The organism is Sphaerisporangium sp. TRM90804, from assembly GCF_029846175.1.
In the GTDB taxonomy this organism is placed as follows: domain Bacteria; phylum Actinomycetota; class Actinomycetes; order Streptosporangiales; family Streptosporangiaceae; genus Sphaerisporangium.
Genome location: NZ_JARWAC010000016.1, coordinates 55,410 through 78,122, shown reverse-complemented (window position 1 = coordinate 78,122; position 22,713 = coordinate 55,410). Strand labels below are relative to the sequence as shown.

Below are 22,713 nucleotides of genomic sequence, written 5' to 3'. Positions count from 1 at the left end.
CCCAAGGGCCCCAGCCGCCCCTCGGCACCCCGACCAGGCGCCCGGCGCGCGACGGCCCCGGCACCCTTGAGCGGGTGCCGGGGCCGGGTGGTTCGCGTCGCGTCAGGCCTGGACGTTCTTCGGGTCGCCGTGGCAGCGCTTGTACTTCTTGCCCGAGCCGCACGGGCAGGGGGCGTTGCGCTCGACGTTGCCGTAGGCGGCGCGCTCCTCGGCCGTGGTGCGCACCCGGGTCTGCTCGACCTCGCCGGTCTCGCCGGGGGCGGTGTAGATCATCTCGGTGGGACGCTGCGGACGGCGCAGCGCCTTGGAGATGATCGAGCCGACCTCGCCGGTCGCGGCGTCCTGCGCGGCCTCCTCGACGATCGGGTTGTCCTGCACCTCGACCTCGAGGTTGAACAGGTAGCCGGCCGACTCCTCCTTGATGCCGTCGAGCATCGCGGTGAACATGTCGAAGCCCTCCCGCTGGTACTCGATCAGCGGGTCGCGCTGGGCGTAGGCGCGCAGCGCGATGCCCTCCTGGAGGTAGTCCATCTCGTAGAGGTGCTCGCGCCACTTGCGGTCGAGGACCGACAGGACGACCCGCCGCTCCAGCTCACGCGTGGCCTCGGCGCCGAGCTGCTCCTCGCGACGGGCGTACGCCGCCAGGGCGTCGGCCTTCACCGCCTCGGCGATCTGCGCGGCGGTGAGGTTCTCGCGGGTGCCGCCCGCCTCGCGCTCGACCAGCTCGTCGAGCGTGAGGGAGACCGGGTAGAGCTGCTGGAACGCCTTCCACAGCTTGTCGAGGTCCCACTCTTCGGCGAAGCCCTCGGCGGTCGCCGCGCGGACGTACTCGTCGATGACGTCGGTGATGAAGGTGCGGATCTGCTCGTGCAGGTCGGCGCCCTCCAGAACCCTGTGGCGCTCGGCGTAGATCACCTTGCGCTGGCGGTTCATGACCTCGTCGTACTTGAGGACGTTCTTGCGGATCTCGAAGTTCTGCTGCTCGACCTGGTGCTGGGCGGAGGCGATGGCCTTGGAGACGATGCCCGACTCGATCGGGACGTCCTCGGGGATGTTCAGCCGCGTCATGATCATCTCGACGCGGGCGGAGTTGAACAGCCGCATGAGGTCGTCCTCCAGCGACAGGTAGAACCGGGACTCGCCCGGGTCGCCCTGGCGGCCCGACCGGCCGCGGAGCTGGTTGTCGATGCGCCGCGACTCGTGGCGCTCGGTGCCGAGGACGTACAGGCCGCCGAGCTCGGTGACCTCGTCGTGCTCGGCCTTGACGGCCTCCTTGGCCTTCTCCAGCGCCTCGGGCCAGGCCTTCTCGTACTCGTCGGGGGTCTCCGACGGCGACAGGCCGCGCTGCTGGAGCTCGACGTCGGCGCGGAACTCGGGGTTGCCGCCGAGCATGATGTCGGTGCCTCGGCCGGCCATGTTGGTCGCGACCGTCACGGCGTGCTTGCGGCCCGCCTCGGCGATGATCGTGGCCTCACGGGCGTGGTTCTTGGCGTTGAGCACCTCGTGGCGGACGCCGAGGCGCTTGAGCATCCGGGCGAGCCGCTCGGACTTCTCGACCGAGGTGGTGCCGACCAGGACCGGCTGGCCCCGCTCGTAGCGCTCCTTGATGTCGACGACGCAGGCGTTGAACTTGGCGTCCTCGGACTTGTAGACGACGTCGGCCTGGTCGCGCCGGATCATCGGCCGGTTGGTCGGGATCGGGATGACGCCCAGCTTGTAGGTCTGGTGGAACTCGTTCGCCTCGGTGGTGGCCGTGCCGGTCATGCCGGCGAGCTTGGAGTAGAGGCGGAAGTAGTTCTGCAGGGTGATCGTGGCGAGAGTCTGGTTCTCGTCCTTGATCTTCACGCTCTCCTTGGCCTCGATGGCCTGGTGCATGCCCTCGTTGTACCGGCGGCCGTGCAGGACGCGGCCGGTGAACTCGTCGACGATCAAGACCTCGCCGTCGACGACGATGTAGTCCTTGTCCTTCTTGTACAGCTCCTTCGCCTTGATGGCGTTGTTCAGGAAGCCGACGAGATGGGTGTGCTCGGGCTTGTACAGGTTGTCGATGCCGAGCCAGTCTTCGACCTTCTCGACGCCGGCTTCGAGGATGCCGACGGTGCGCTTCTTCTCGTCGACGATGTAGTCGCCGGTGCTCTCCTCGCCGTCCTTGCCCTCGACGCCGCGGCGGAGGCGGGGGACGATCTTTGAGAACTCCTGGTACCACTTGCCGGACTGCTCGCCCGGGCCGGAGATGATCAGCGGGGTGCGGGCCTCGTCGATGAGGATGGAGTCGACCTCGTCGACGACCGCGAAGTTGTGGCCCCGCTGGACGCACTCCTCCAGGGACCACGCCATGTTGTCGCGGAGGTAGTCGAAGCCGAACTCGTTGTTCGTGCCGTACGTGATGTCGGCGTTGTACTGCTTGCGGCGCTCGTCCGGAGGCATGTTGGCCAGGATCACGCCGACCTCGAGCCCGAGGAAGCGGTGGACGCGGCCCATGTTGTCGGCGTCGCGCTTGGCCAGGTAGTCGTTGACCGTGACGACGTGGACGCCCTTGCCGCCGATGGCGTTGAGGTAGGCGGGCAGCGTACAGGTGAGGGTCTTGCCCTCACCGGTGCGCATCTCGGAGATGTTCCCGAGGTGCAGGGCGGCCCCGCCCATGATCTGGACGTCGAAGTGGCGCTGGCCGAGGACCCGCCGGGCGGCCTCGCGTACCGCGGCGAAGGCCTCCGGGAGCAGGTCGTCCAGGGACTCGCCGTCGGCGTGGCGCTGCTTGAACTCGTCGGTCAGCGCGCGCAGTTCGGCGTCGGTGAGGCTGGTGAAGTCGGCCTCGATGGAGTTGACCTGCTCGGAGATCCGCTTCAGCTTACGCAGGACCTTGCCCTCGCCGGCGCGAAGAATCTTGTCGAGAATGGCTGGCACTTTTCGTAAAGCTCCTCGCAGGTATGCACCACGGCCCGATGGCCGGGACAATGAGGACGAGACATGGTTCCCCGTAGCCATGGTAGGCGGTTTCACCACCCCGCACAGCCACCGTCAACCACGCTGTCGGGCGGCGGCGGATCACCGCACCGGCGCGCGGGGAGCTTTACACGGGTACGCCCTGCGGCAAGGGGCAGCGACGCGGTATATCGTGCGACGTCGAGGCGAGAACCTTTGCCCCGGCGTGCCTCTCCGGCGGCACAGGAAGTCAACGCGAGTGAAGGAGTCGGGATGGCCGACAGCGCACCGGCACAGCCGCAGGGCGGGCAGTCACACGCGGGACGCGCGTCCTCGTGGCTCGCGGTGACCGTGATCCTGCTGGGCTTCACCATCGGCGGCGTCGCCCTGACGATCGGCCCGAACTGGTTCCTGTTCTGGGTCGGCGCCGGAGTCATCGCGGTCGGCGGAGTGCTGGCCCTGGTCTTCGACATCTTCTCCGACGTCATCGAGGACGCCCCGAGGACGATGGCCGCCCAGGAGCACCACTCCCCGTTCGAGCGCCAGGACCTGGCCTGACGCCTGCGTCGCCGTTTCGTCGGTGGCGGGTCGTAGCATCGGCGGCATGCCGACCGGTCTCCCCACCCCCGCGATCGAACTGAGCGCCGGCGAGGCGCGCGGGCTGATCCTGCGCGCCCAGGGCCTGCTGGGCGCCGGGTCCCGCAAGGGCGGCCCCGAGGCCGTGCTGCGCCGGCTCGGCGCCGTCCAGCTCGACACCATCTCGGTGCTGGCCCGCTCGCACGAGCTGGTCGCCTACGCGCGCGCCGGCGCGGTGGGCAGGGCCGCGGTCGAGAACGCCTACTGGCGTGAGCCCGCCGCGGCCTTCGAGTACTGGTGCCACGCCGCGTGCGTTCTGCCGATCGACCACTGGCCGCTCTACGCCTTCCGCCGCCGCGCCTACCGCGAGCGGGGCATCCGCTGGCACGAGGTGCCGGCCACGATCGACAAGGTGCTCGAGCAGGTCAGGAACGAGGGCCCGCTCACCACCACCGAGCTCGGCGGCGCCAAGAACGGCGGCCCCTGGTGGGACTGGTCGGACGTCAAGATCTCGGTGGAGTTCCTGCTCGACATCGGCGAGGTCGTCTGCACCCGCAGGGTCGGCTGGCGGCGGGTGTACGACGTCGCCGAGCGGGTGGTGCCCTCGCCGCTGCTGGCCCAGGAGCCGACCGACGCCGAGTGCGTGGCCCGGCTGGCGCGGGTGGCGGGCGCGGCCATGGGGGTGGCCACCCGGGCCGATCTCGTCGACTTCCTCCGGCTGCGCGGGGCGCACGCCGCCCTGCTCGACCAGGCCCTGCTCGACGGCTCCACCGGCCTGGTGCCGGTGCGGGTGGCCGGCTGGGCCGAGGGGCGCGGCAGCGCCCGCACCGCGTGGGCCGACGCCCCGGCGCTCGAGAGCGCGCCGAGGGGGCGCCACCGCACCACGCCGCTGTCGCCGTTCGACTCCCTGGTGTGGGATCGCGCGCGCACCGAGCGGGTGTTCGGCTTCACCCACCGCCTGGAGGCCTACGTGCCCAGGCCCAAGCGCGTGCACGGGTACTTCTCGATGCCGGTGCTGGCAGGCGGCCGCCTGATCGGGCGCTTCGACCCCGCCCGTGAGGGGGCGACGCTGGTGGCCCGCCAGGTCGGCTTCGAGCCGGGCCCCCGCGGCGCCGTGCGCGGGGAGGCCGTCGAGGCGATGGGCCAGGCGCTCCGGGAGGCCGCCGCGTGGGTCGGCTGCGACGACGTCCGGGTGGAGCGGTTGAGCCACCCCGAGGTCGCCGCGGCGCTGGACGCCGCGCTGCGCGCCCCCGCCGCCTGACCCCCCGCCTCTCGCGGGGCCAGGCTCAGGTGATCTCCAGCAGGCGTTCGCGCACGGCGTAGACCACGGCCTCCATGCGCGAGTGGAGCTGCAGCTTCTCCAGGATGTTGCGCACGTGGTTCTTGACCGTGTTCTCGGAGATGAAGAGCTGCTTGGCGATCTCCCGGTTGTTCATGCCCTTGGCGACCAGGCGCAGCACCTCCATCTCGCGCTCGGTCAGGCGGGGAACCGGGAGCTGCGGGGGGCGCTCGGCCTCCTTGCGGCTCATGTTGGCGAACTCGCTGATGAGCTTGGCGGCCATCGCCGGGTTGATGAGCGACTGGCCCTCGTGCACGCCGCGGACGGCGTCGGGGACCTCGTCGATCTGGACGTCCTTCAGCAGGTAGCCCGTGGCGCCCGCCTTGATGGCCTCGAAGAGGTCCTCCTCCTCGTCGCTGACGGTGAGCATGATGACCCGCGAGCTCGGCACCGACGCCTTGATGGCGCGCGTCGCCTCGATTCCGCTCTGCCGGGGCATCCGCACGTCCATCAGGACGACGTCCGGCAGGAGGCGGTCGGCTAGCTCGACCGCCTCCTGACCGTCGCTCGCCTCACCGACCACCTCGATGTCCGGCTCCGCGGTCAGCGCGAGGTCCAGGCTCCGGCGGATCAGCGCGTGGTCGTCAACGATCAGCACGCGGATCGGCTCCTCACGCCCGGACCGGCCGGCCGTTTCGTCGGTCTGCGTCACGCCTCCTCCTCGTGGGGAGCCATGCCGCGGGGTAGGTCGATCCCTACCGCGCGACGCTCCCGCGCCGTCGGAACCGCCATCATTACATGGCTTTCCGACGCGCGGGGTGGTCGAGAGGATCTTCGAACGCGTTGGCTACTGTTCTTCCAGGCGCAGCACGCCATAGGCGTACCCGACACGCCGGTACACGACGCTGGGGTGGCCGGACTCCTTGTCGCGGAACAGGTAGAAGTCGTGCCCGACGAGCTCCATCTCCAGCAATGCCTGGTCGATGGTCATGGGATCGGCCTTGTGGAACTTCTCGCGGACGACGAGGGGGCCGTCGCCGTCCATCTCGATCGGGACGATCGTCGTCTCGGGGTACTCGCCGTCGTGGGCGGCCCGGTCGCTCTGGGCCTTCTCGCGCTCGGGGGGTTCCGCCGGGAGAGGCTCGGGCAACGGCTCGTAGCTGTCGGCCAGCGGGGAGGTCAGCTCGGCGACCGATGGGGGGGCGTGGTTGCCGTGGTGGACCTTGCGCCGGTCGGCGATGCGGCGGAGCCGGCCTTCGAGCTTGCCGAGGGCGATGTCCAGCGCCGCGAACCGGTCGTCCGCGGACGCCTCGGCGCGGATCGCCGGCCCTTTGGAATGGATGGTGAGCTCCACCCGCTCGCGGTCTTCGGTCGCCCGCACGTTCGCGTGCTTGGACACCTCCACGTCCACTCGTATGAGCTTGTTGTCCAGTCGCTCGATTCTGGCCAGCTTCGTCGTCACATGATCACGGAAGCGGTCACTCACACTGGTGTGCCGTCCCTTGACGATGATGTCCACTCAAAGGCCCCCCTTCGTCTCGACTGCGAGGAGGACACCCGTCCGGCCGACCTGGTCTTCGTCCCCACATCCGCCTGCTGAGAGGGTCGCGGCTCTGTAGCCACTACTGCCCTTCTCTTCTGGCGAGGGACATCTGGCCCCTCGGGAAGGCAGGACTTACCTCTAAGCCGCACCGTGATCGGTCGACGAAGAGTCGCCTTACGTGGGCCGTTTCGCCTGCGGCTGGCATCGGCTAGCCAGTCCGGTCCCCTGGAGGGGACTGGTCCGGCGCAACCACGGACCCGAACGGGTGCCATGCTCAGACGCTAGTCGCTGCCGGGCCGAATGTCAGCCGTGCGATCGTCCAGAGGATCACTTTCAGTGATCCCTCGCGGGTGCCGCGCGCCCTCCCGGCGGGCCCCGCCCGTCGCGGGCGGCCCGCCCGCCAGGGGTTCTTCCCTCCGCTGAGCAGGGGCGACCGTACCCCGCTGTGGTACCTCGCCGACGAAGTGAGGTTCGCGTGATTTGACCATTTCATTACCTTCGGTGATGGACCAGAAATTCGATCTATCCCGGGCGTGTCGCGCGTGTCGCCCACTTTTCACCGGCTCACCGGACAGGTTGCGGCAAAGCCGGGATGACCCACCGCCGCCCGGGGCCGCCGGGCCGGCGCGGAGTGGCCGCCAGGGTGACGGCGAGCGGCACCTCGACGCCCTCGCGACGCAGCGCCGCGGCGGCCTCCGCCAGCGTGGCGCCGGTGGTCACGATGTCGTCGACCACCACCGCGACGGCCCGCGCCCGGCCCCAGACGCGCCGCTGAGCGGCGTCCCACTCGCCGACCACCCCGAATGCCCCGGCGAGGTTCTCGGCCCGCTGCGAGGCTCCCAGGCCCGCCTGGTCGCGCACCCGGCGGCGCTGCCGCAGCACCGGCGCGAGCACGGCCGGCCACCCGCGCGCCCGCAGCGCCGGGACGGCGAGCGCCGCGAGCCGCCGGACGGGATCGTGCCCGCGCCGCCGCACCGCGGCCCGCGCGCTGGGCACCGGCACCAGGGCCAGCGCGGCGCCCGGCGGCCGCGGGGCCGCCAGGAGTGCCGACGCCAGGCAGGCGGCGAGCGGCGCGGCCAGCGCCGTGCGCCCGCGCTCCTTGTAGGCGAGGATGGCGCGGCGCGCCGCCCCCTCGTAACGGGCGGCCGACCAGCAGTCGGGCAGGCCGGGCACGTGGCCGGGCGGCCTGGGCCGGGGATCGCCGCACAGCTCGCCGGCGCAGCCGCGGCACAGCACGGCGCCGGGCCGGGCGCACCCGGCGCAGGCGGGGGGCAGCAGCAGATCGAGCCAGGCGCTCAGCACCCGTCCACCCTGCGCCCCACCACCGACAGAAACGGGACGGGGCGTGGTCAGCCGAGGGGGTAGACCGGGGAGCCCGCGTCGCCGGCCACCAGGGTGACCCACCCGGACTTCTTGGGGTCCCAGATCAGCACCTCGCCGCCGGCCGTGCCGGCGAGCACCGCGACGGGGCCCGGGGCCGCGCTGATGCTCTCGATGCGGGCGGCCGCCTTGGCGGTCTCCAGGCGTATGCCCTGCGTGACCGACCACGGGGTGAGCTCGCGGTCGGACTTGCTGTCGGTGAGCACCAGCAGCGTGCTCGCGTCCTGCCACGCGATGTCGCGGATCCGCTGCCCCTCCTCGGGCGGGATCAGCGCGCGCAGGTTCTGCACCGCCCAGCCGCCGGTCCTGTTGATCGAGCCCACCAGCACCTGGTCGCCGTGCCCGTCGTCGGAGATGACCGCCACCCGGGCGCCGTCCCTGGCGACGCGGAACGCCTTGACCTCGCTGGACTCCAGGCCGGTGGCGGGCACCTGGATCTGCCGGGAGGCGTCGCGGGCGCGGAAGACCGCGGAGCGGCGCGTGCCGGTGCGCGAGACCGACCAGACGTCCCCGTAGCGGTCCCAGGAGGGCTGGGTCAGCCGGGTGCCCTGGATCCAGCGCTGCCACGGGTTGCCCGGGGCGACGCCGCGGACCCACACGCCGGCCTCCTTGTCGAGCGCCGCCACCTTGGCCGGCAGGTCGTTGGAGACCGCGAGGCCGGTGTACCGCCGGTCCTCGGTGGCGTCGTCGCCGGGCACCACGGGGTTGCCGGTCTCCTTGTCGAGATCGTGCAGCCTGCCGTCCTTCAGGAAGTAGGCGCCGGGCCGGCCGGACAGCACGTCGGGGCTGAAGTGCTCGTACTCCTGGGGGTCGATGAAGAACGGGGCGCCGGGGAACTGCTCGCCGTTGACCCGCACCTCGATGCGCCGGGCCTCGGTGAGCGGCTTGAGCGTCCAGGAGAGCTGGGCGGACAGCGCCCTGCGGTCGCCCTCGGCCCGGGCCGCCTCCACGACGCCGTACGTGAAGTCGACCACGACGACGTCCCCCTCCACGAAGACGTCGTTGACGTCGACGTCGACGCTGCCGTCGGCGGGCTTGAACGCCGACTCGACCGCCCCCTGCAGGGGCCTGGTGGGCCCGTCGAGCAGCTTGCGCACCAGCGACTTGGCCAGGCCCACGCTGGGGTCGATGGGCACCCGCACCTGGTCGGCTACCAGGCCCTCCACCCCGGCGGCGCCGAAGTACAGGTCGAAGGCGCGGTAGGCGCGCTTGAAGTCGTCGTTGGACAGCAGCAGCCCGGCCGGCGCCGCGGAGATGCGCCACTGGCCGCCCACCTTCACCAGGGTGAAGGCGTTGTCGGGCCGGCTGTCGGGGGAGGCGTCGCTCGCCACGTAGTGACCGTCGCCGTCGATGGTGCCGAGCACGGTGCCCTTGACGGTGACGTGGGCGCGCTGGAGCTCCTCGCCGAGCGGCTCCCCTTCGGGCTGGGTGCTGTCGTAGATCGTCCGCGCGTCGAACGGGCTCCAGGTGCGCTGCGCCTCACCCGTGAGGTACTGGCGCGCCACGCCGCGCAACGGGTCGTCGAAGCTCGCGGAGGCGGCCAGGAAGCCGGTCACGATGTCCCGGGGCGAGGCGTTCGGTTTCGGCGGCGCGGGCAGTATGCGCACGTACGGCTGGCTGAGCGGGTCGTCGCCGCCGGCGCCGCGGGCGGCGACGATGGTGCCGCCGGTCGGCACCGTCGAACAGGCGGCCGGTCCCAGCACCAGCATGAGGACGGCCGTCGCCGGCCAGAGGCCCGCCCGCGCCCACCCGGCCCGCCGGGGGCCGCCGAAGTGCCGGGGGCGGACGGAACGCCGGGGGCCGCCGAAGTGCCGGGGGGCCGGGGAGCCGGGCCCGGCGGGCGGCGCCGGGGCGGCCGCCTCAGTCGCCATCGAAGCCCCCTTCGATCGCGGGAGACAGCACCGGGGTGGCCTGGCCGCGCCAGGTGCGCCGTATCTCGATCTCCGGCGGCACCAGGGGCAGCGGCGAGCCGCGCAGCTCGGAACCGGCCTGCCGGGGCAGCGACAGCCGGAACTGCGACCCCTCGCCCGGAAGGCCCCAGGCCTGGAGCCACCCGCCGTGCAGCATGGCGTCCTCCCTGGAGATCGCCAGGCCGAGGCCGGTGCCGCCGATGGTGCGGGCCCGCGACGGGTCGGCGCGCCAGAACCGGTCGAACACCATGGTCTCCTCCCCCGGCTTGAGCCCGACCCCGTGGTCGCGTACGGCCACGGCCACCGAGTCGCGGTCGGCGCCCAGCGTGACCACGATGTCGCGCCCCTCGCCGTGCTCGATGGCGTTGAACAGCAGGTTGCGCAGGATGCGCTCGACGCGGCGGCTGTCGACCTCGGCCATGCAGGGCTCGTTGGGCAGCCGCAGGTCGAGCCGGGTGGCCTTGCGCTCGGCGAGCGGCTGGGAGTCGCCGACCGCCCTGAGCACCACGTCGCGCATGTCGACCGAGTCGACGTCCAGCGTGGCGGCGCCGGCGTCGTACCGGCTGATCTCCAGCAGGTCGGCCAGCATCGACTCGAAGCGTTCGAGCTGGGCCTGCATGAGCTCGGCCGACCGCGCGGCTGCGGGGTCGAAGTCCTCGCGGCTCTCGTACAGCAGGTCGGCCGCCATGCGCACGGTGGTCAACGGCGTGCGCAGCTCGTGGGAGACGTCGGAGACGAACTGCCGCTGGACGTGCGACAGCTCTTCGAGCTGGTGGATCTTCAGGGCGAGGTTGGAGGCCATCTCGTTGAACGAGACCGCGAGCCGGGCGAGGTCGTCCTCGCCGCGGATGCGCAGCCGCTCCTCCAGCTTCCCCGCGGCCAGGCGCTCGGCGGCCTGCCGCGTCAGCCGGACCGGAATGACGACCTGCCGGGTGACCAGCGAGGCCACGGCCGCCAGGAGCAGCACCAGCGCGGCGCCCACGACGACCAGCCACTGCTGCACCTGCGACAGCGTGTTCACGTCGTCTTCGAGCGGGAAGAAGTGGTAGACCTCGTAGTCGCCGTAGACGGTGGGCACCAGGGAGCCGATGGCCAGCGCGGGCACCGGGTTGGGCCGGCCCGCGTAGTAGACCGGGGTGTACTGCGCCTGGGGAGGGTCCTGCGTCTCGCGCACCTTCTCGCGGAGCTTGCGGGTGACGCTCTTGGGGGCGACGTCGTCGGTGCCGCGGTCCTCACCGACCTTGTCGGCGTTCAAGATGATCACGCTGTAGCGCAGGTCGGCGCGCTTGGCCAGGGCGTCGGCCGCCCGGTCGACGGCGCTCTCGGGCGCGGTGTCGGGCTCGCCGTTCTCCGCCGTCCCCGAGGGCTGGTTCACCGGCGGCTGGTTGGTGATGAAGCTCGCCACGGTCGCCACGTTGGCCTGGGCCTCGGCGGTGGCGGAGTCGAACCGGCCGTCCAGCACGGCGGTGTCGATCATCTGCATGAGGAAGAAGCCGAGCACCGCGACGACGGTCATGGAGATCACCAGCGTGCTGGTGACGACCCTGAGCTGGAGGGAGCGCCGCCACCCCCGGCGCAACCGCCCGGCGGCGCGCCGGGCCCGCCTGCGCACCCCGCGCGCGATCTGGCGCGGGGTCCGCCGGGTCTTCTTCTTCGGCCTGGGCCCGGGGGCGGCGCGGGCGGCGGCGGAAGAGGTCTGCGGGGCCATGGGGGCCAGGGACGGGGCCGGCCGCCTAGGCCGGGCCGGCCTTGTAGCCGACGCCGCGGACGGTGACCACGATCTCGGGGTGCTCGGGGTCCTTCTCGATCTTGGCGCGGAGCCGCTGCACGTGCACGTTGACCAGGCGTGTGTCGGCCGCGTGGCGGTATCCCCACACCTGTTCGAGCAGCACCTCGCGGGTGAAGACCTGGCGCGGCTTGCGAGCCAGCGCGACCAGCAGGTCGAACTCCAGCGGGGTGAGGTTGACGGTCTCGTCCGCCCGCTTCACCGAGTGGCCGGCGACGTCGATGGTGATGTCGCCGATCTGCAGGACCTCCGGCGTCGGCTCGTCGGTGCGGCGCAGCCGCGCCCGCACCCGCGCCACCAGCTCCTTCGGCTTGAAGGGCTTGACGATGTAGTCGTCGGCCCCGGACTCCAGGCCGAGCACGACGTCGATCGTGTCGCTCTTGGCGGTCAGCATCACGATCGGCACGCCCGACTCGGCCCTGATGCGGCGGCAGACGTCGATGCCGTCGGCTCCCGGGAGCATCAGGTCGAGGAGCACCAGATCGGGCCTGGTGTCGCGGAACGCGTCGAGCGCCTTGTCCCCGTCGGATACGAACGAGGGCTCGAAGCCCTCGCCCCGAAGGACGATGCCGAGCATCTCGGCGAGAGCGGCGTCGTCGTCGACGACAAGCACGCGTCCTTTCATGGGCCCCTCATTCGTTCTGCACACTGGTGTGGGAGTTTGAGGCGAAAAAGCCGTACGGCCGACCGAAGGCTACCTGTGAGTCATCGCTGGGTGATAAACGATCGGTCAATAGCCCTACTGAAAGCCGAATTTTAGGCGCACGTTACGGAACCCGCCAATGATCTGGCCGGATGGGCCTGTCGCGTGGCGCGCCGCCGGTCTGGTGCCGTCCTCCCCCAAGTCTGCGCCATGTACGGCGTGTCCGCTCGGTCCTCACCGCGTCGATCCGGTGACGGGCCGCCACGGGGACCGGTGCGCCGTGCCAGGATTGGGATATGTCAGACGGTCCCGGCTCCGCGTCCAGCAAGCCCCCCGCATGGGCGGAGAACCAGCCCCCGCCGTACTCCGGGCAGGGCGCGACGCCGTGGACCGCCCCGGGCGACGGCCGGCCCGGGCCCGGCCCCGGCCAGGGCGCCGGCCCCGGAGACTCCCCGCCATACCCCGGGGACGGCCGGGGTCGGCCGCCGTACCACCCGGACCAGCCTCCGCCGCCGTCCGGCCCCCCGCAGGGCCCGTACGGCCCGCCCGGCCAGGCCCATCCCTACGCGCCGCCCGGCCATGGGCCGGGCTACGGCGCGTCCGGCGACGCACCGCCCTACGCACCCCCGGGCCAGGGGCCCGGCTACGGACCGCCCGGCCAGGGGCCGCCCTACGGCGCGCCGGGCCAGGGGCCGCCCTACGCGCCGCCCGGCCAGGGGCCCGGCTACGGGGCTCCGGGGCAGGCGCCTCCGTACGGCGGCGGGCCGCAGGGCGCCTACTCCCCCGGCCCGTACGGCTTCCGGCCGCCGCCGCAGGCGCCGCGCCCGGGCATCATCCCGCTGCGCCCGCTGGGCCTGGGCGACATCCTCGACGGCACCATCAAGCTCATCCGCTCCAATCCGAAGGCGACGCTGGGGCTGTCGGCGATCGCCGCCGCGATCGGCACGCTGCCGCTCGCCGTCGGCCAGGGCATCTACTACACCTCGCTCGGCGGGGCGCTGGCCGACCCCTCGCCGTCCGGCTCGGACGCCGAGCTCCCCCTCGGCGGGCTGGCCGCGCAGCTCGGCGGCAGCGTGCTCTCGCTGATCATCCAGTTCTTCCTGGTCACCATGCTCACCGGGCTGCTCACCCGAGTGCTGGGGCGGGCGGTCTTCGGCGGCCGCATCTCGATCGGCGAGGCCTGGCGGCTCACCCGGTCGCGGCTGCCCGCGCTGTTCGGCCTGGCGCTGCTGACCGGCCTGATCGCGCTCGCGCCGCCGGCCGTCGCCGTCGTCGTGGTGGTCGCGGTCGCCGCGGCCGGCGCGAGCGGGGGCACCATCGTGACCGTCGGGGTGCTGCTCGCCCTGCTCTGCGTCGCCTACGTGCTGGTGGTCACCGCCCGCTTCGCCCTCGCCTCGCCCGCGGTCGTGCTGGAGGGCCGCGGCGTCGTCGACGCCATGCGCAGATCGTGGCGGCTGGTCGACGGCAGCTTCTGGCGCGTGCTCGGCATCCTGCTCCTGACCCAGCTCATCGCGACGATGCTGGGCGGCATCCTGTCGGTGCCGGTCAACATCGTCACCGTGGTCGTGTCCATCGGCGGCGAGGGCGGCCTCGCCACCGCGGTGCTGACCACCGTGCTGTTCACCATCGGGGGCATCCTCAGCGCCATGATCACCTACCCGGTGCAGGCGGGGGTCAACGGCCTGCTCTACACCGACAGGCGGATGCGCGCCGAGGCCTTCGACCTGGTCCTGCAGACCGCCGCGATGCAGCAGCGGCACCAGGGCTGGGTGTCGTCGGCCGCCGACGACCTCTGGCACCCGTCACACGCCGCGGGCGCGCAGGGCATGCGGCCTCCCGGCCCCGCCGGAGCGCCGTGACCGCCCTCACGCTCGCCGGCACGCTCCTCGACGACATCGGACGCGACGAGGCGCGGCGCGCGGCGGTCCAGGAGCTGATCAAGCCCCAGTACCAGCAGGAGTCGCTGTTCGAGCGGGTGGTCAGGCTCATCGGCGAGTTCATCGACGGTCTGGTGGACAGAGCCCCCGGCGGCGTGCCGGGCGGCGTCCTGGCCCTGGCGGTCGTGATCGTCGTGCTCGTCGCGCTGGCCATCCTGCTCGCCGTCCACGCGAGAAGGGCCACGCGGAGCCGCAGGGCCGCCGCCGAGAGCATGTTCGGCGCCGGGCAGCGCACCGCCGCCGAGCACCGGGCCCTGGCGGAGCGCCTGGCCGCGGAGTCCCGCTGGCCCGAGGCCATCAGGGAGCGCCTGCGCGCCATCGCCCGCGACCTGGAGGACCGCGCCGTCGTCGCGCCCCACCCCGGCAGGACGGCCGCGGAACTGGCCGGCGCGGCCGGGCGTGAGCTGCCCGCGTTCGGCCCGAGGCTGGTGGCCGCGGCCCGCCTCTTCGACGACGTCACCTACGGCCAGGCACCGGGAAGCGCGGAGTCCTACCGCACCATGGCCGACCTCGACGAGGCCCTGCGCGCCGCCAAGCCGGCCATGGCCATGGCCGGCACCGGCTCCCCCGCGACCGGCGCCTCCCCCGCGTGGGACCCGCCGACCCCGGCCGCCGGCGAGCAACCGCGAGGTGAGCGCCTCCCCGAGGACACCGACTCCTCCACGACCAGTGCCTCCTCGCCGTGGGGCTTGCCGACCCCGGCCGGTGAGGCGGGCGAGCCGCGCTCCGGCTCGACCGGCACGCCGTCCGTGGACGATCCGCCCGCAGGCTCGCCGCCGCCTCCCTCCGAGGGTGACGCGGGGTCCGGTTCCGCCGGTTCCGAGGGGAGGTCGTGATGGCCGCCGTGACCGCCCCCGAGACGGCCCCGGCCACGGAAACGCGCGCCGAGGCGACCTCCACCTCGCCGACCGCCGGGAGCATCTGGCGCGGCGCCCGGGGAGGCGTGGTCATCGGCGTGCTGGTGGTCGTGGTGGCCGTGCTGACCGCGCTGGTCACCGGCACCTCCACCGAGGGCCGGCGCCTCGACCCCGCCGACGCGACGCTGAGCGGGAGCAAGGCGCTCGCCGAGATCCTGCGGCAGCGGGGCGTGCGCGTGGAACGCGTGACCACCGTCGACGACGCCCTCCGGCTCGACGGCCCCGGCGCCCAGCTCCTGGTGCCCAACACGGTGACCCTGAGCTCCGCCGACGCCGCCCGGCTCGCGCGCACCCGCGCCGACCGGCTGCTCGTCGGCCCGGTGATCGGGTTGACCACCCTGGCCCCCGGAGTCGCCGTCAGGAGCCAGGTGGCGGTGCGCTCCCGCGAGCCCGCCTGCGACCTGCCCGCCGCCGCCCGAGCCGGCAGCGCGCACATCGGCGGCGCCACCTTCACCGCGGGCGCCGGCGGCGTCGGCTGCTACCCCTCCGACGAGGGCCCGAGCCTCGTGCGCACCACCTCCGGGCCCACCGTGACCGTGCTCGGCAACGGCGCCTTCATGACCAACCAGCGGCTGCCCGAGGACGGCAACGCCGCGCTGGCGATCAACCTCGCCGGCGCCAGGCCCGTCCTGATCTGGCTCGTGCCGCCGGAGCGCGAGAGGCCGGCCCCCGGCTCCGGCCGCGCCTCCGCCGCCGACCTGATCCCCGCGGGCGTGCCGTGGGCGGTGGCGCAGCTCGTCGTCGCGCTGCTGCTGGTGGCGTTCTGGCGCGGACGCCGCCTCGGCCCCGTGGTGGTCGAGCGGCTGCCCGTCGTCGTCCGCGCGGCCGAGACCGTCGAGGGGCGGGGCCGCCTGTACCGCGCCCGGCGCGCCCGCGACCGCGCCGCCGCGGCGCTGCGGGCGGCGAGCGTGGCGCGGCTCACCCCGCGGCTGGGGCTGGCGGCGGACGCCACCCCGCAGGAGATCGTCGCCGCGACCGCCCTCCGGACGGGGCAGGATCCCCGGTGGGTCGGTTCAGTGATGTACGGCCCGGTGCCGTCCGACGACGCCGGGCTCGTGGCCTTGGCGGGCCACCTCGACACCTTGGAAAGGCAGGCACGAGAGCCGTGACCACACCTCCGCCCGGAGGCCCGTTGAGCGGATCGCCGGGTCACTCCTGGCCGCAGGCGCCGTCCCCCGCAGCACCCGCGTCCCCGGCCCCGGCCCCGGCCCCGGCAGAATCGCGCGAGGGCGCCCTGGCCAGGGACGCTCTCGGGGCGCTGCGCGCCGAGGTCGGCAAGGCCGTGGTCGGGCAGGACGCCGTCGTGACCGGCCTGGTGATCGCCTTGCTGTGCCGGGGGCACGTGCTGCTGGAAGGCGTCCCCGGCGTGGCCAAGACGCTGCTCGTGCGCACCCTGTCGGCGACCCTGTCGATGGACTTCAAGCGCGTGCAGTTCACCCCCGACCTCATGCCGGGCGACGTCACCGGCTCGCTGGTGTACGACGCCAAGACGGCGGAGTTCGCCTTCCGCGAGGGGCCGATCTTCGCGAACCTGCTGCTCGCCGACGAGATCAACCGCACGCCGCCGAAGACGCAGGCCGCGCTGCTGGAGGCGATGGAGGAGCGCCAGGTCAGCGTCGAGGGCCTGCCCAGGAAGCTGCCCGACCCCTTCGTGGTGGTCGCCACCCAGAACCCCATCGAGTACGAGGGCACCTACCAGCTCCCCGAGGCGCAGCTCGACCGGTTCCTGCTGAAGCTCACGGTGCCGCTGCCGCCCCGCGACCAGGAGATCGCGGTGCTCGAACGCCACGCGCTGGGCTTCGACCCCAAGGACCTGTCGCACGTCAAGCAGGTCGCGTCGGCGGCCGACCTCGCGGCCGGGCGGGCGGAGGTCGCCAAGCTCCACGTGGCCCCCGAGGTGCTCGGGTACATCGTCGACCTCGCCCGGGCCACCCGGCTCTCCCCGTCCCTGCAGCTCGGCGTCTCGCCGCGTGGCGCCACCGCGCTGCTGGCGGCGTCCCGCGCCTGGGCGTGGCTGTCGGGCCGTTCCTATGTCACGCCGGACGACGTCAAGGCGCTGGCGAAGCCGGCGCTGCGGCACCGCGTCCAGCTCCGTCCCGAGGCGGAGCTGGAGGGGGCGACCGCCGACGGCGTGCTCGACGGCGTGCTCGCCTCGGTCCCGGTCCCCCGCTGATGGCACTCACCGGCCGCGCCGGGCTGATCGCCGCGCTGGGGGCCGTCGGCGTGCTGTTCGCGCCGCGACCCCTGTACGCCGTGCTGGGCCTGCTGCTGCTGGTGGGCGCGCTGGTCGCGGTCGACCTGCTGTTCGCCGGAGGGGTCCGGCCGCTGCGCTTCCGTCGCGCCGGTGAGCGGCTCGTGCGGCTGGGCGAGCCGGTCGCGGTCGAGCTGGTCGTGGAGAACCCCGGGCGCAGGCGCGTGCGCGGCACGCTGCGCGACGCCTGGCCGCCGTCGGCGGGCGCCGCCCCCCGGCACCAGCGCCTCGACGTCCCGGCGGGCGAGCGCCGCCGCCTGGTCACGACGCTCACGCCCACCCGGCGCGGCGACCGCGAGGCCGTCACGGTCACCGTGCGCTCGGTGGGCCCGCTCGGCGTCGCCGCCCGCCAGGGGTCGCACAGCGTGCCGTGGAGCGTGCGGGTGCTGCCGCCGTTCCTCAGCCGCAAGCACCTTCCGGCCAAGCTGTCCAAGCTCCGCGAGCTGGAAGGGCAGCACCCGGCGCTGGTGCGCGGGCAGGGCACCGAGTTCGACTCCCTGCGCGAGTACGTCGTCGGGGACGACGTGCGCTCGATCGACTGGCGGGCCACGGCGCGCCGCGCCGACGTGGTCGTGCGCACCTGGCGGCCCGAGCGCGACCGGCGCGTGCTCATCGTGCTCGACACCGGGCGCACCGCCGCGGGCCGGGTCGGCACCTCGCCGCTGTCGCGGGCGAGCGGTCCCGGCGGCGCCGGATGGCCGCGCCTCGACTGGTCGATGGACGCCGCGCTCCTGCTGGCCGCGCTCGCCAGCCGCGCCGGCGACCGCGTCGACTTCCTCGCGCACGACCGCGTCGTGCGGGCGTGGATGTCGGGCGGCTCGCGCACCGACTCGCTGTCGGCGCTGGTGAACGTGATGGCGCCGATCGAGGCCGAGCTCGTCGAGGCCGACTCCGCGAGCATGGTGGCGGCCGTCCTCGCCCGGGCCAGGCGGCGGTGCCTGGTCGTCCTGCTCACCGACCTGAACGCGGCGGCCATGGACGAGGGCCTGCTTCCGGTGCTGCCGCAGCTCGCCGCCCGCCACCTCGTGCTGGTCGCCTCGGTCGCCGATCCGCGCGTCGCCGAGATGGCGGCGGGCCGTGGCACGGCCGAGCTGGTGTACGACGCGGCGGCGGCCGAGCACCTGCGCGGGGAGCGCGCCCGCCTCACCGCGCGGCTGCGCCGCCACGGGTGCGAGGTCGTGGACGCCACCCCCGACGACCTGGCGCCCGCGCTGGCCGACGCCTACCTGGCCCTGAAGGCCGCCGGCCGCCTGTGACCCCGGCGCCCCCGGCACCCCGCCGGAGGCGCCGTGAGCCGCCGGGCTGATCCGGCGGGCGGACAGAACGGGCCCGGCATCGTCTCGCCCCGATACCCCACCCGGCCGCGCCATAAGCCGCCCGGTGACCCGATGGGCGGACGGGAACAGGCCCGGCATCGTCTCGCCCCGATACCCCACCCGGCCGCGCCATAAGCCGCCCGGTGACCCGATGGGCGGACGGAAACGGGCCCGGCATCGTCCGGCCCCGGTACCCCGCGGGGGGCGCCGTGAGCCGCCGGTGATCCGATGGGCGGACGGAAACGGGGCCCGGCGTCGTCTCGCCCCGGCGCCCCACCGGGGGCGCCGTGAGCCGCCGGGGTGATCTGGCGGCGGGAGGGGGCGGGCCCTAGCATCGTCTCGCCCCTGTGTCCCCCCGCGCACCGGCTGGAGCTGACGGCATGCGAGATCGGTGGCCCCTGGTGATGGTCGCGGCGGTGGTGGCGATCATCGCCTTCGGGGTCTACGCGGTGATGACCTCCCCCGCGCCGGGCGGCGCGGCCGAGCCAGCGAACCGGTCGCGCACGGAGGCCGGGGCGACGCCGTCCGCCGCTGCGCCGTCCCCGACGCCCACGCCGTCCCCGACGCCGCCGCCGCCGGACACCCCCGAGGCGACGGCCGACCGCTACTTCTCCGCCTGGCAGGGGGGCGACCTCGCCACCATGGTGGCCCTGGTCGCCGACGCCCCGTCCGACTTCACCGAGCGGCACCGGCGGTTCGACGCCGACCTGCGGATCTCCTCGCTGTTCCTGGCCCCCGGCCCGCCGCGCCGGGAGGGTGAGGACGCCGCCGAGGTGCCGTTCGAGGGCGTCAGGGAGGTGACCGGGCTGGGGCGGTGGCCGTTCTCCTCGACCCTGCGCCTGGCCCGGCGCGACGGAACCTGGGCCGTGCTGTGGACGCCCGAGACGATGCACCCGTCCCTGAAGGACGGCGCGAGGCTGCGGCTCAAGGAGACGCAGGTGCGGCGCGCGGGCACGCTGACCCGCGAGGGCGAGCCGTTCCCGGCGGACAGCAAGGCGCGCGACTACTTCAGCAGCGTCTCGACGACCCACCCGCGCCTGGTGCTGGAGGAGTCGCCGTCGGGCCGTGTGCTGCTGTCCACCCCGGAACCGCCCGCCTCGGGCACCAGGACCACGATCTCCCGCCGGGCGCAGGCCGCCGCCGACCGCGCGCTTGAGGGCGTCCAGCGTCCCGCCGCTCTCGTCGCCCTCGACATCGCCAGCGGCGAGGTGCGCGCGGTGGCCGACACGCTGGGCGGAAAGCAGGCCTTCCGCGGGCTGTACCCGCCCGGGTCGGCGTTCAAGGTCGTGACGGCCGCCGCGCTGCTCCGCGGCGGCCTGACCCCGCAGACGCCGGTCGGCTGCCCGGCCTCCTACACCATCCCCGGCGCCAGGAGCTTCACCAACGACGGCGGTGCCGACCACGGCACCGTGACGCTGTCCAGGGCGTTCGCGCTCTCCTGCAACACCACCTTCGTCCGGCAGGCCTACGAGCGGCTGCGCGACGGCCGCCTGAGCGCCGAGGCGGCCGAGCGGTTCGGGTTCCGCGAGAAGCCGGGGCTGAGCTTCTGCCGCATCCGGCCGCCTTCGGACCTGAACGAGCTGGGCGCCGACGCCATCGGCCAGAACTCGGCGCAGGCCAGCCCGCTGTGCATGGCGGAGGTCGCCGCGGCGGTCGCGAGCGGCGTCTGGAAGCCGGCCGTCATGACGGACGCCTCAGACGCCCCGCCGAGGGTGCCGCTGGACGAGGGCGTGGCCTCCGGCCTGCGCGCGATGATGGGCGCCGTGGTCTCCGACGGCACCGCCGCGCGGGCGGGCCTCCCCTCGGGCACCGCGGGCAAGACCGGCACGGCGGAGGTCGCCGGCGCCGCGGCCCACGCCTGGTTCATCGGCTACCGGGGCTCCCTGGCCTTCGCCGTCTTCGTCCAGAACGGCGGCAGCGGCGGCACCGTGGCCGCGCCGATCGCCGCCCGCTTCCTGCGCTGAGCGGAGGGGCGAGGCCCGGCCGCCGCCCGCCTCCTACGCGAAGCGGAGGGGCGAGACCCGGCCGCCGCCCGCTTCCTGCGCTGAGCGGAGGGGCGAGGCCCGGACGCCGCCCGCGCCCTGCGCTACGTGGAGGGGGCGACGTCCGGCGGGCGTTCGACGTCGCCGGACTCGCCGGCCCGCAGGGCTCGGCGGCCGAAGAAGACGACGTAGGCCAGGAACGCGGCCTCGGCGGCGACGCCGATGGCGATGCGCGCCCACGTGGGCAGCGGGGACGGCGTCACCAGCGCCTCGATCAGGCCGGACACCAGCAGGACGACCACCAGGCCCAGGGCGACGGCGACGACCGCCCGGCCCTGCTCGGCGAGCGCCTCGGCGCGCTTCCTCGGGCCGGGGTCGATGACCGTCCAGCCCAGCCGCATCCCGACGGCGGCGGCGAGGAAGACGGCGGTGAGCTCCAGCAGGCCGTGCGGGGTGAGGAGGCCGAAGAAGATGTCGAGGCGGTCGCGGGAGGCCATGAGGCCGCCGGTGACGCCCACATTGGCGGCGTTCTGCCACAGGACCCACGGGATCGGGATGCCTAGGAGGACGGACATCGCGATCACCTGCAGGGACACCCAGGCGTTGTTGATCCACACCTGGCCGGCGAAGGCGGCCGCGGGGTGCTCGGAGTAGTAGTCGGCGAAGTCGTGGTCGACGAGCTGCTTGATCTCGGCGGGGCTCGCCATGGCGGCCTGGACGTCGGGGTTGCGCGCCACCCAGGCCCCGAGGACCACGGAGACCAGCACGAAGGCGGCGGCGGTGCCGGCCCACCACCACCGGGCGCGGTAGGCCACCACGGGGAACGAGACCATGAAGAACCGGGCGAACTCCCGCCAGGCGGGGGTGTGCGCGCCGGTCACGGCCGAGCGCGCCCGGGCGACCAGCGCCGAGAGCCGCCCGACCAGGAGCCGGTCGGACCCGGACCTGACGATGGACAGGTGGGTCGCGGTGCGCTGGTACAGCTCGACCAGCTCGTCGACCTCGGGCCCGCTGAGCGAGCCGCGGCGCCGTACCAGCGTGTCGAGCCGGTCCCACGTCGGCTTGTGCGCGGTGACGAACGCGTCGATGTCCACGCATGAAGCCTATTGGCCCGGCGGATAGGGTGGGGGCGTGTCCGATGTCGTCACCGGCGAGGCCGTTGTTGTCGAGGTGCGGGTCGCCCAGCTTCCGAGCCGCGCCCTGGCGCTCGCGATCGACATCGCCCTCCAGGGGCTGGCCGTCATCGGCGTCACCATGCTGCTGGGCATGCTGGCGCCGGTCACCGAGCAGGCGGTGACGGCCGCGCTGTCCATCCTCATGATCGCCCTGGTGCTCCTTGGCTACCCGGTGATCGTCGAGACGCTGAGCCGCGGGCGCAGCGTCGGCAAGCTGGCGCTCGGGCTGCGGGTGGTCGGCGACGACGGCGGGCCCGAGCGGTTCCGGCAGGCGCTGTTCCGCGGCCTGGCCGGGCTGATCGAGTTCTGGCTGCTCTTCGGCGCTCCCGCGCTGATCAGCTCGCTCATCTCCGAGCAGGGCAAGCGGCTCGGCGACGTCTTCGCCGGCACCATCGTGATCTCCGAGCGGGCGCCCCGGCAGGACCCGCCGCCCCAGATGCCGCCGCCGCTCGCGGCCTGGGCCGGCACGCTGGAGCTCTCGCGGCTGCCCGAGGAGCTCGCCGCCACCGCCAGGCAGTACCTGTCGCGCTGGCATCAGCTCTCCCCGATGGTGCGCGACGAGATGGGCGCGCGCATCGCCGCCCAGTTCGCGTCCTTCGTCTCGCCGCCGCCCCCGCCGCACGCGCCCGCGTACGCCTACCTCGCGGCCGTCCTGGCCGAGCGCCGCCGCCGCACCGAGGTGCGGCTGGCCCGCCAGATGGCGCAGAGCTCCGCCCGCTACGGCACGCCGCCCGCCGGCCACGCCGGCGGCTTCCCGGGCTACGCCTACGGCCCCGCCGGAGGCTTCCCGGGCTACGCCTACGGCCCCGCCGGGGGCTTCCCGGGTTACGCCCACGGGCCCGCCGGGGGCTTCCCGGGCCACGCCTACGGGCCCGCCGGGGCTCCCTGGCCCGGCTCGGGACACGACGGCGGCCGTCCGGCCCCCTCGTGGCCCCCGGTCGGCGTGCAGCCGCCTCCGCCCGCCGGCCCCCCGGTGCCGCTGCCGCCGCCGCCGACCGGCCCCGCCGTGCCGCTGCCGCCGCCCGCCCTGGCCGGGCCTTCCGGGACGGCGCGGCCGACGCCAGGCGGATTCACCGCTCCCGCGTAGATTTTCGGG

General features: G+C 73.9%; 17 protein-coding genes. 9 read left to right on the top strand and 8 right to left on the bottom strand.

The features are described from left to right. Window positions 1–102: 102 nt before the first annotated feature. On the bottom strand, window positions 103–2,904 hold the full coding sequence (gene secA, locus PYR91_RS20755; protein ID WP_279781891.1) for a preprotein translocase subunit SecA: 2,802 nt from the start codon (window positions 2,902–2,904) through the stop codon (window positions 103–105). 291 nt (window positions 2,905–3,195) lie between these two features. On the opposite strand from secA, the gene PYR91_RS20750 reads away from it, so the two are divergent. Continuing rightward, complete coding sequence (locus PYR91_RS20750) at window positions 3,196–3,480, top strand: HGxxPAAW family protein (RefSeq protein WP_279781889.1); 285 nt, start codon at window positions 3,196–3,198, stop codon at window positions 3,478–3,480. Between the two features lie 46 nt (window positions 3,481–3,526). After that, window positions 3,527–4,759 carry a crosslink repair DNA glycosylase YcaQ family protein gene (locus PYR91_RS20745; RefSeq protein WP_279781887.1) on the top strand — a complete coding sequence of 411 codons (1,233 nt, stop codon included), beginning with the start codon at window positions 3,527–3,529 and terminating at the stop codon, window positions 4,757–4,759. A 25-nt stretch (window positions 4,760–4,784) separates the two neighbouring features. Here PYR91_RS20745 and PYR91_RS20740 read toward each other — a convergent pair whose 3' ends face one another. The 6 genes from PYR91_RS20740 to mtrA form a co-directional block, all read right to left on the bottom strand. Then, on the bottom strand, window positions 4,785–5,489 hold the full coding sequence (locus PYR91_RS20740) for a response regulator transcription factor (RefSeq protein ID WP_279781886.1): 705 nt from the start codon (window positions 5,487–5,489) through the stop codon (window positions 4,785–4,787). Between the two features lie 135 nt (window positions 5,490–5,624). Further along, the gene (gene raiA, locus PYR91_RS20735) at window positions 5,625–6,296 is read right to left on the bottom strand and encodes a ribosome-associated translation inhibitor RaiA (protein WP_279781884.1); all 672 of its coding nucleotides are present in this window, start codon (window positions 6,294–6,296) and stop codon (window positions 5,625–5,627) included. Window positions 6,297–6,884: 588 nt separating this feature from the next. Then, on the bottom strand, window positions 6,885–7,622 hold the full coding sequence (locus PYR91_RS20730) for a phosphoribosyltransferase family protein (RefSeq protein WP_279781882.1): 738 nt from the start codon (window positions 7,620–7,622) through the stop codon (window positions 6,885–6,887). Between the two features lie 47 nt (window positions 7,623–7,669). Beyond that, the gene (locus PYR91_RS20725) at window positions 7,670–9,571 is read right to left on the bottom strand and encodes an LpqB family beta-propeller domain-containing protein (protein WP_279781881.1); all 1,902 of its coding nucleotides are present in this window, start codon (window positions 9,569–9,571) and stop codon (window positions 7,670–7,672) included. Further along, window positions 9,561–11,318: an MtrAB system histidine kinase MtrB gene (gene mtrB, locus PYR91_RS20720; RefSeq protein WP_279781879.1), complete on the bottom strand. Its 1,758-nt coding sequence runs from the start codon at window positions 11,316–11,318 to the stop codon at window positions 9,561–9,563. Before mtrB ends, PYR91_RS20725 begins: the two co-directional genes overlap by 11 nt. Before the next feature lie 25 nt (window positions 11,319–11,343). Beyond that, window positions 11,344–12,021: an MtrAB system response regulator MtrA gene (mtrA, locus tag PYR91_RS20715; protein WP_279781877.1), complete on the bottom strand. Its 678-nt coding sequence runs from the start codon at window positions 12,019–12,021 to the stop codon at window positions 11,344–11,346. A 314-nt stretch (window positions 12,022–12,335) separates the two neighbouring features. Here mtrA and PYR91_RS20710 point away from each other — a divergent pair, with 314 nt between their 5' ends. From PYR91_RS20710 to PYR91_RS20685, 6 genes are all read left to right on the top strand, one after another. Next, window positions 12,336–13,898: a glycerophosphoryl diester phosphodiesterase membrane domain-containing protein gene (locus PYR91_RS20710; RefSeq protein ID WP_279781875.1), complete on the top strand. Its 1,563-nt coding sequence runs from the start codon at window positions 12,336–12,338 to the stop codon at window positions 13,896–13,898. Then, complete coding sequence (locus PYR91_RS20705; protein ID WP_279781873.1) at window positions 13,895–14,812, top strand: DUF4129 domain-containing protein; 918 nt, start codon at window positions 13,895–13,897, stop codon at window positions 14,810–14,812. The genes PYR91_RS20710 and PYR91_RS20705 overlap by 4 nt, the downstream gene beginning before the upstream one ends. Further along, window positions 14,812–16,002 (top strand): DUF4350 domain-containing protein, encoded by a 1,191-nt coding sequence (locus PYR91_RS20700; protein WP_279781871.1) that lies wholly within the window; start codon window positions 14,812–14,814, stop codon window positions 16,000–16,002. The genes PYR91_RS20705 and PYR91_RS20700 overlap by 1 nt, the downstream gene beginning before the upstream one ends. 125 nt (window positions 16,003–16,127) lie before the next feature. Beyond that, window positions 16,128–17,066 (top strand): MoxR family ATPase, encoded by a 939-nt coding sequence (locus tag PYR91_RS20695; protein WP_279782346.1) that lies wholly within the window; start codon window positions 16,128–16,130, stop codon window positions 17,064–17,066. Continuing rightward, window positions 17,066–18,400, top strand: a complete 1,335-nt coding sequence (locus tag PYR91_RS20690; RefSeq protein WP_279781869.1) for a DUF58 domain-containing protein — start codon at window positions 17,066–17,068, stop codon at window positions 18,398–18,400. The genes PYR91_RS20695 and PYR91_RS20690 overlap by 1 nt, the downstream gene beginning before the upstream one ends. 440 nt (window positions 18,401–18,840) lie before the next feature. After that, a complete protein-coding gene (locus PYR91_RS20685; RefSeq protein WP_279781867.1) occupies window positions 18,841–20,424 on the top strand; it encodes a penicillin-binding transpeptidase domain-containing protein in 1,584 nt (527 codons plus the stop codon). 122 nt (window positions 20,425–20,546) lie between these two features. Here PYR91_RS20685 and PYR91_RS20680 read toward each other — a convergent pair whose 3' ends face one another. Further along, window positions 20,547–21,536, bottom strand: coding sequence for a stage II sporulation protein M (locus PYR91_RS20680; RefSeq protein WP_279781865.1), 990 nt, complete (start codon window positions 21,534–21,536; stop codon window positions 20,547–20,549). A gap of 37 nt (window positions 21,537–21,573) precedes the next feature. Between PYR91_RS20680 and PYR91_RS20675 the strand changes: the two genes are divergently transcribed. Continuing rightward, window positions 21,574–22,704, top strand: coding sequence for an RDD family protein (locus PYR91_RS20675; RefSeq protein WP_279781863.1), 1,131 nt, complete (start codon window positions 21,574–21,576; stop codon window positions 22,702–22,704). The last annotated feature ends 9 nt before the right edge of the window (window positions 22,705–22,713 follow it).

Excerpts from the sequence above, each read along its gene's own strand:
- PYR91_RS20690 (WP_279781869.1), top strand. The coding sequence starts at position 17,066 with ATGGCACTCACCGGCCGCGCCGGGCTGATCGCCGCGCTGGGGGCCGTC.
- PYR91_RS20750 (WP_279781889.1), top strand. The coding sequence starts at position 3,196 with ATGGCCGACAGCGCACCGGCACAGCCGCAGGGCGGGCAGTCACACGCG.
- PYR91_RS20725 (WP_279781881.1), bottom strand. The coding sequence starts at position 9,571 with ATGGCGACTGAGGCGGCCGCCCCGGCGCCGCCCGCCGGGCCCGGCTCC.
- mtrA (WP_279781877.1), bottom strand. The coding sequence starts at position 12,021 with ATGAAAGGACGCGTGCTTGTCGTCGACGACGACGCCGCTCTCGCCGAG.
- mtrB (WP_279781879.1), bottom strand. The coding sequence starts at position 11,318 with ATGGCCCCGCAGACCTCTTCCGCCGCCGCCCGCGCCGCCCCCGGGCCC.
- PYR91_RS20700 (WP_279781871.1), top strand. The coding sequence starts at position 14,812 with ATGGCCGCCGTGACCGCCCCCGAGACGGCCCCGGCCACGGAAACGCGC.
- PYR91_RS20710 (WP_279781875.1), top strand. The coding sequence starts at position 12,336 with ATGTCAGACGGTCCCGGCTCCGCGTCCAGCAAGCCCCCCGCATGGGCG.
- PYR91_RS20685 (WP_279781867.1), top strand. The coding sequence starts at position 18,841 with ATGCGAGATCGGTGGCCCCTGGTGATGGTCGCGGCGGTGGTGGCGATC.
- PYR91_RS20745 (WP_279781887.1), top strand. The coding sequence starts at position 3,527 with ATGCCGACCGGTCTCCCCACCCCCGCGATCGAACTGAGCGCCGGCGAG.